8 protein-coding genes and 1 tRNA gene are annotated in these 6,677 nt (G+C 70.9%); 6 read left to right on the top strand and 3 right to left on the bottom strand.

Annotated elements, in window-relative coordinates:
* Together VGD32_RS07815 and VGD32_RS07810 are read left to right on the top strand one after the other, a co-directional pair.
* Positions 1-292, top strand: a 292-nt coding sequence (locus VGD32_RS07815) for a fumarylacetoacetate hydrolase family protein (RefSeq protein ID WP_331031335.1), incomplete at its 5' end; no start/stop codon positions are given.
* On the top strand, positions 292-1,080 hold the full coding sequence (locus VGD32_RS07810; RefSeq protein ID WP_331031334.1) for a hypothetical protein: 789 nt from the start codon (positions 292-294) through the stop codon (positions 1,078-1,080). The genes VGD32_RS07815 and VGD32_RS07810, both read left to right, overlap by 1 nt.
* Here the strand turns inward: VGD32_RS07810 and VGD32_RS07805 are convergent.
* A complete protein-coding gene (locus tag VGD32_RS07805; protein WP_331031333.1) occupies positions 1,077-2,117 on the bottom strand; it encodes a S41 family peptidase in 1,041 nt (346 codons plus the stop codon). The two genes, VGD32_RS07810 and VGD32_RS07805, sit on opposite strands and share 4 nt — an antisense overlap.
* Before the next feature lie 114 nt (positions 2,118-2,231).
* On the opposite strand from VGD32_RS07805, the gene VGD32_RS07800 reads away from it, so the two are divergent.
* The gene (locus VGD32_RS07800; RefSeq protein WP_331031332.1) at positions 2,232-2,762 is read left to right on the top strand and encodes a DUF1453 domain-containing protein; all 531 of its coding nucleotides are present in this window, start codon (positions 2,232-2,234) and stop codon (positions 2,760-2,762) included.
* 69 nt (positions 2,763-2,831) lie between these two features.
* Positions 2,832-2,916 (top strand) — tRNA-Leu (locus tag VGD32_RS07795).
* A gap of 24 nt (positions 2,917-2,940) precedes the next feature.
* Here VGD32_RS07795 and arsC read toward each other — a convergent pair.
* The gene (gene arsC / locus VGD32_RS07790) at positions 2,941-3,348 is read right to left on the bottom strand and encodes an arsenate reductase (glutaredoxin) (RefSeq protein WP_331031331.1); all 408 of its coding nucleotides are present in this window, start codon (positions 3,346-3,348) and stop codon (positions 2,941-2,943) included.
* A 55-nt stretch (positions 3,349-3,403) separates the two neighbouring features.
* Positions 3,404-3,814: a hypothetical protein gene (locus VGD32_RS07785; RefSeq protein WP_331031330.1), complete on the bottom strand. Its 411-nt coding sequence runs from the start codon at positions 3,812-3,814 to the stop codon at positions 3,404-3,406.
* Positions 3,815-3,963: 149 nt separating this feature from the next.
* On the opposite strand from VGD32_RS07785, the gene VGD32_RS07780 reads away from it, so the two are divergent.
* Entirely contained in the window at positions 3,964-5,220 is a 1,257-nt protein-coding gene (locus VGD32_RS07780; protein WP_331031329.1) for a multidrug effflux MFS transporter, read from the top strand.
* A 65-nt stretch (positions 5,221-5,285) separates the two neighbouring features.
* Positions 5,286-6,677 (top strand): M1 family aminopeptidase/hydrolase (locus tag VGD32_RS07775; protein WP_331031328.1); only part of this gene is annotated, 1,392 nt, incomplete at its 3' end.

Genomic DNA, 6,677 nt, shown 5'->3' with positions numbered 1-6,677 from the left:
CTTCGGGACCCTGATCGCCCACTTGGCGAAGACGCGGAACCTGTGCGCCGGGACCATCATCGGCTCCGGCACCGTCTCCAACCGCGACGCCGACGGCGGCCCGGGCAAGCCGGTCAGCGAGGGCGGCCTCGGCTATTCCTGCATCGCCGAGATCCGCACCGTCGAAACCATCCTGCGCGGCAAGCCGGAGACGCCGTTCCTGAAGCACGGCGACACCGTCCGCATCGAAATGCTCGACGACCAGCACCACTCCATCTTCGGCGCCATCGAACAGACGGTCGGGCCTGCGTGATGCGGGCGGCGGTCATCGCGGCCGTTCTGGCCATGGCTGCATCACCCGCCCTCGCTCAGGAAGCCGGCGACGACTGGGACCTGACCATCGATGAGACCCAGCAGATGATGCTGGCGACGGTGGGGTATTCCAGCGGCCAGGCTATCGCCGTCCGGTGCCGTGCCGGAGAGCTGGACGTTCTCGTCACCGGCCTGCCGGCTCTCCTCGAACGGGGCCGATACGTCGAGATGGACTTCGGCGGACGGCGGCGGGAGAGCGGACACTGGTTCAACAGCGAGGACGGAACCCTGATTTTCAGCGCCGCTCCCGCACCCGTGGCCCGTAGGCTCCGGACCGGCGGGCCACTGCAATTGTCCGTCGCGGTGCAGCCTGAGCCAGAGAGCCCCCTCCGGCGCTACGCTCTCGACCTCCCGGCGCGGTCCGCCAATCTTGATCGGGTGATTGAGGGCTGCGGCACGCCGCTTACCGATCCACGTGATGACCTGCCACGGTGGAATCATCCCAGGGTGTTTCCGACCGCTATGTGGCGCGAGCAGCCGACGCCGGAGTTTCCAGGCGGCGCGTTGCACTCCCGCGTGAATGCCGGCTTCGCGGTCCTTAGCTGCATTGTCGGTGAAGGCGGGCGACTCTCGGACTGCCGCATCGAGCGGGAGTCGGACCGGCGGGCCGGCTTCGGAGAATCTGCGGTTCGCTCTATGCGGGCCGCCCGCCTCTCCCTCTCAGAGCCCGGCGCGCCCGAAGTGGGTCAGTTGCTGTTCCTGACCATCCGGTTCCAGATCGCCTCCTAGCCCAGTCGCCGCAGCGCCTCGTCCAGCGCCCGCTCCGCCGGCACGGCCACGTCCGGCCGCACGCCGACCCCTTCCCAGTTGGTCCCCGTCGCCGGGTGCCGCGCCTCGCCGATCGGCATGACCACAGTGAACCACGGCCCCAGGTCCATGGTGATCGACGGATTGGCCCCGCCGCCCGTGGCCTCGCCGACGATGACGGCACGGCCGGCCGCCTGCAGGTCGTAGGCCACCGCCTCCGCGGCCGAGAAGGTGCCCGGCCCGACCAGCACCCAGATCGGCTGGGTCGGGAAGATCGGCTCCGCCACCGGATTGGCGAAACGCTCGAAGGTGTCGCGGCCGTCCTGGATACAGTCCTCGCGGTCCGCCGGATTGGGCTTGCAGCGGCGGAACTCGAGGTTCTCCAGCCGCATCGGCTCGGGCGCGAAATGGCCCATCAGCTGGCGCAGCGCGACCTCCCCGCCGCCGAGGTTTTCGCGCAGGTCCAGCACCAGCGCCTTCGCCCCGGCCAGCTTGGCCATGGTCGCGTCGATCGCCGCCGCCGAGTCCGGATGGCCGCTGAACGACGCTAGGTTCAGATAACCGATCCCGCCCTCCAGCAGCTTCGCCTCGCGTACGCCCCAGCCGTTCCGCGCCTCCTCGGCGCCCATCTGCTCCAGGGTCGGCGGTCCGCCGGCGGCGGCGACCTCGTCGCGGCTGCGCGCCTCGATCCACACCTGCAGGTGCTTGTCGCCCGACGCCGACAGCAGGTCGGCGTTGATCGCCTGCCGGAACGCCTCGGGGTCGGTTAGCGCCAGATACGCCGCCCGCCGCTCCGCCAGCCGCGCCCGGATCGCCGGCGTCCGCTCGTGCATCACATAGTGGGCCAGCCGCCGGTCCAGCGTGTCCAGCGCCCGCGCGCGATGGGCTTCGGTGATCGCCGCATGCGGGTTCGCCGCCACGCCGCCCGCCGCCGCCTCCTGGGCCAGCACCGCCGCCGGCCCCTGGCAGGACAACAGCACCGCCCCGAGCGCGGCGGTCATCAGGTGTCTGATCTTCATCGTCGTCTCCTTGCCCGCTCAGGAGGCGGCGATGGCGCTTTACGGATGCGCCCGCGCGGTTAAGCTTTCGACAGGTTGGCGCCCGCATCGTGGCGGGACGCCCCGAGGGCTGTCATGACCATCGAGCAACTGATCCCGCTGATCGTCGTCGCGATCGTCCTTCCCCTCGTGCTGCTGCGCAACCGCAAGCCGCGCCCCCTGCGGCCGGAGCGGATGTGGATCGTGCCGCTGCTTGTGGTGACGATGATCGGCCTCGGTCTCTGGGCGCCGATCCATTTCGATCCCGACCACGTCCCGTTCGCCCTCGTCGACTGGACCCTCCTCGCCGCCGGCCTGGCCCTGGGCGTCGCCGCGGGCTGGTGGCGGGGCAAGATGGTCGTGATCCGCAAGACGGCCGACGGCGGGCTCGAGGCCCAGGCCTCGCCGCTTGGCCTCATCCTGCTCGTGGTCCTCCTGCTCGGCCGTCAGGGCCTCCGGGTCGTGCTCGAGCCGCACGCTGCCGGCTGGGGCCTGAACGTGCTGGCGGTGACGGACGCCTTCATGATGCTGGCGGTCGGTCTGGTCGTCGCCCAGCGGATCGAAATCTACATCCGCGCCCGCCGCATCCTCGCCGGAGAGCCGGACAGCCACGTGGCCGCGGCCTAGGCCCTCCCCGTCGGGCGGCGCCTTGTCGTCCGCCCCGGGACTCGCTAGGGCAGGGCCGCCGACGACCCTGCGGGCGTGGTGGAATTGGTAGACGCGCCGGACTCAAAATCCGGTTCCGAAAGGAGTGTCGGTTCGAGCCCGACCGCCCGCACCATCGTCGCTCCGGCCGGATGGCCGGTCAGCGCGTCACCACCTCGCCGTCTTCCTTGACGAAACGCTCCGGGGTCCGCTCCAGCAGGTCGAACACCCGCTCCGACGGCCGGCACATGGCCGCGCCCTTCGGGGTGCGCACGATCGGGCGGTTCACCAGGATCGGGTGCTCGGCCATGGCCGCCAGGATCGCCTCGTCGCTGACCCCCGCCTCCAGCAGGCCCAGCTCGGCCGCCGGCGTGCCCTTCTCGCGCAGCGCGTCGCGCGGGGTCAGTCCGGCCTCGGCGAACAGGGCCCGCAGCTGGCCGGCGTCCCAGCCTGTCTTGAGATATTCTACCACCTCGGGCCGGTAGCCGGCCGCCTCGACCATGGCCAGCACGTTGCGCGAGGTGCCGCAGGCGGGGTTGTGGAAGACGGTCACGGGAAAGTCGGTCATCGGGAGGGTCCTGTCGGCTGGAAGCCCGCCCTCCTACCAGCCTCCGGAACGGATTTCACCCGGCCGCGGCCGGCTTCCACCGCTTCGCCACGACACCGGCCAGCCAGCCACCGATCAGCGGCGCCACGCCGGCCGCGATCTGCATCCACAGCGGATGGGGAATGCTCACCACGGTGAAGATCCCGCCCGCGGCGATCAGCGCCGCTATGATCCAGCCCGCCCACGCACGGCGCGCGATCAGGATGGCCGTCAACGCGCCCCCGAAAGCCCCCGCCGTCCAGGCCGCCACGACCGCCAGCGCGGCGCCCAGCGGCATCATCGCGATCAGTTTCGCCTGATCGTCCGGGTTGAACGGGTCCAGGCCCGGCGGCGGCGGAAACACCAGGTGGCTGGCCGCTTCCAGCCCGCCGACCAGCAGCATGGCCGCCACGGCCCCGGCCAGTACGCCCAGAATGATCCTCAACATGGTCAGCCCCCCGTCGACCCGCCGATCCTGACACGGCCGGGCAGGCGCCGACAATAACGACGTTCGCCCCGCTCACTTCACGTTTCGCCGCCGGGGTTTCCGGCCGCCGACGGTTGCGCCCGGCCGCCCGCGTCCGCATCTGGCCCCGGATGACCTCCCCCGCCGCCGCCGCCGCGCCCGCCCTCAAGGGACCGGGCTTCCCCGAGTTCGTCGCCCTGATCGCCATGATGATGGCGCTCAACGCCCTCGCCATCGACGCCATGCTGCCGGCCCTGCCCGCCATCGGCGAGGCCCTCGGCGTGGTCGCCGACAACAGCCGGCAATGGGTCATCACCGCCTATCTGCTCGGCTTCGGCGCGGCCCAGATCGTCTACGGCCCGCTCGCCGACCGCTACGGCCGCAAGCCGGTGCTGATGGCCGGCCTGTCGCTCTATGTCCTGTTCAGCGCCCTCGCCGCCTTCGCCCCCAGCTTCGAGCTTCTGATCGCCGCCCGCGTCGGCACGGGCCTGGGCGCCGCCGCGCTCAGGGTGCTGGCCGTCTCCATCGTGCGCGACCGCTACAGCGGCCGGACCATGGCCCGGGTCATGTCGCTCAGCTTCCTCGTCTTCCTCGGCATCCCGATCCTCGCCCCGACCCTGGGGCAGCTGGTCCTGAGCGTCGCCCCGTGGCCATGGATCTTCGGCGTCCTGGCCCTCGCCGGGGGCGCCTTCATGCTGTGGGCCGCGATCCGCCTGCCCGAGACCCTGCATCCGGAAGACCGGATGCCGATCCGGGTCGGCCGCATCGCCGCCGCCTTCCGACAGGCCGTCACCAATCGCCAGTCGATCGGCTACACCCTGGCCATGACCGCCATCACCGGCGCCCTGTTCGGCTTCATCAATTCCAGCCAGCAGATCTTCTTCGACGTGTTCGAGGCGCCCGGGCTGTTCACCACAGTCTTCGCCCTCGTCGCCGGCGGCATCGCCGTGGCCTCCCTGCTCAACGCCCGGCTGGTCGAGCGGCTCGGCTCGCGGCTGATCTCGCACTCGGCCCTGCTCGGCTTCACGGCCATGGCGGCGATCCATGCGGCGGTCACCCTCGCCGGGCTGGAGACGATCTGGACCTTCGCCGTCCTGCAGGGACTGACCATGTTCTGCTTCGGTCTCATCGCCGGCAATTTCGGCGCCATGGCCATGGAGCCGATGGGCCATATCGCCGGCACCGCCTCGTCGGCCCAGGGCTTCATCTCGACCACGGTCGGCTCCCTGCTCGGCTTCCTGATCGGTCAGCAGTTCAACGGTTCGGTCGCCCCGATGGCCCTCGGCATGACCGCCATGGGCCTGACCGCCCTCGTCTTCGTGCTGGTCGCCGAGCGCGGCCGCCTGTTCAGGCCGCAGCATCCGACGCCGGTTTCCGTGAGGGGCTGAACCGGGGACTTGATCTTTCCGGCCCGTCGGGGCGTTGTCCGCGCACACCCGCAAAGGACGCCCCGATGATCCGCAAGATCGGCCTCGTATCCGCCCTCGCCCTCGCCGCCGCTGTCGGAGGTTGCGCCGCCATGAACCCGTTCGGCTCCAGTGCGCCCGCTGTCCCCGCGACAGCCACAGCCCCGGTCGACTACGTCCGCGACATCCATTCCCACGCCCGACCCGAGATCGCCCGCGTCACCCATGTCTCGCTCGATCTCTCCGCCGACTTCCAGGCCAGGACCCTGTCGGGCGCGGCCGCCCTGGACATCACCGCCGAGCCGGGGGCGAACGAGATCGTTCTCGACGTCCGCAACCTCGACATCCAGGACGTCCGCGACGCCGCCGGAAACCCGCTGCAATTCGAGACCGGCCCCAACGATCCGATCCTCGGCCAGCCGCTGACCATCCGCTTCCCGGCCTTCGCTCCCGGCGAGCGCCGCCGCATCGTCGTCCGCTACGCCACCCGGCCCGACGCCGCCGCCCTGCAGTGGCTGACCCCGGCCCAGACCGCCGGCGGCCGGAAGCCCTATATGTTCAGCCAGGGTCAGGCGATCCTGACCCGCACCTGGGTGCCGACCCAGGACAGCCCGGGCATCCGCCAGACCTGGGACGCCCGCATCGTCGCCCCCTCCGACCTCAAGGTGGTGATGAGCGCCGAGAGCCTCGGGACCGGCGAACCCGCCGGCGCCGGCCGCACCGCCTGGCGCTTCCGCATGACCAATCCGGTGCCGCCCTATCTGATCGCCATCGGCGTCGGCGACGTCGCCTTCCAGGCCATCGACGAGCGCACCGGCGTCTGGACCGAGCCGTCGATGCTGGCTGCAGCCCACGACGAGCTGCTGCCGACCGCGGGCATGGTCGACGCGGCCGAGCGGCTCTACGGCCCCTACCGCTGGGGCCGCTACGACCTGCTGGTCCTGCCGCCCTCCTTCCCGTTCGGCGGCATGGAGAACCCGCGCCTCACCTTCGCCACCCCGACCCTCATCGCCGGCGACCGCTCGCTGGTCTCGCTGGTGGCGCACGAGCTGGCCCACAGCTGGTCCGGCAATCTGGTGACCAACGCCACCTGGGCCGACTTCTGGCTCAACGAGGGCTTCACCGTCTATTTCGAGAACCGCATCATGGAGTCGCTGTACGGTCGCGACCGCGCCCTGATGCTGCAGTCGCTGGGCTGGGGCGACCTGCAGTCGACCCTCGCCGATCTCCCGGCCGCCGACACCCGGCTCAAGCTCGACCTCGCCGGCCGCGACCCGGACGAGGGGCTGACCGACGTGGCCTATGAGAAGGGCGCCGCCTTCCTGCGCACCATCGAACGCGTCGTCGGCCGCGAGCGCTTCGACGCCTGGCTGACCGGCTATTTCGAGCGCAACGCCTTCCGGCCGATGACCACCGAACGCTTCCTCGAGGATATCCGC

It is taken from the genome of Brevundimonas sp. (assembly GCF_036402095.1).
GTDB lineage: Bacteria > Pseudomonadota > Alphaproteobacteria > Caulobacterales > Caulobacteraceae > Brevundimonas.
This window is presented reverse-complemented; position numbering and strand designations above follow the sequence as displayed.

Excerpts from the sequence above, each read along its gene's own strand:
- VGD32_RS07810 (WP_331031334.1), top strand. The coding sequence starts at position 292 with ATGCGGGCGGCGGTCATCGCGGCCGTTCTGGCCATGGCTGCATCACCC.
- VGD32_RS07805 (WP_331031333.1), bottom strand. The coding sequence starts at position 2,117 with ATGAAGATCAGACACCTGATGACCGCCGCGCTCGGGGCGGTGCTGTTG.
- VGD32_RS07800 (WP_331031332.1), top strand. The coding sequence starts at position 2,232 with ATGACCATCGAGCAACTGATCCCGCTGATCGTCGTCGCGATCGTCCTT.
- arsC (WP_331031331.1), bottom strand. The coding sequence starts at position 3,348 with ATGACCGACTTTCCCGTGACCGTCTTCCACAACCCCGCCTGCGGCACC.
- VGD32_RS07785 (WP_331031330.1), bottom strand. The coding sequence starts at position 3,814 with ATGTTGAGGATCATTCTGGGCGTACTGGCCGGGGCCGTGGCGGCCATG.
- VGD32_RS07780 (WP_331031329.1), top strand. The coding sequence starts at position 3,964 with ATGACCTCCCCCGCCGCCGCCGCCGCGCCCGCCCTCAAGGGACCGGGC.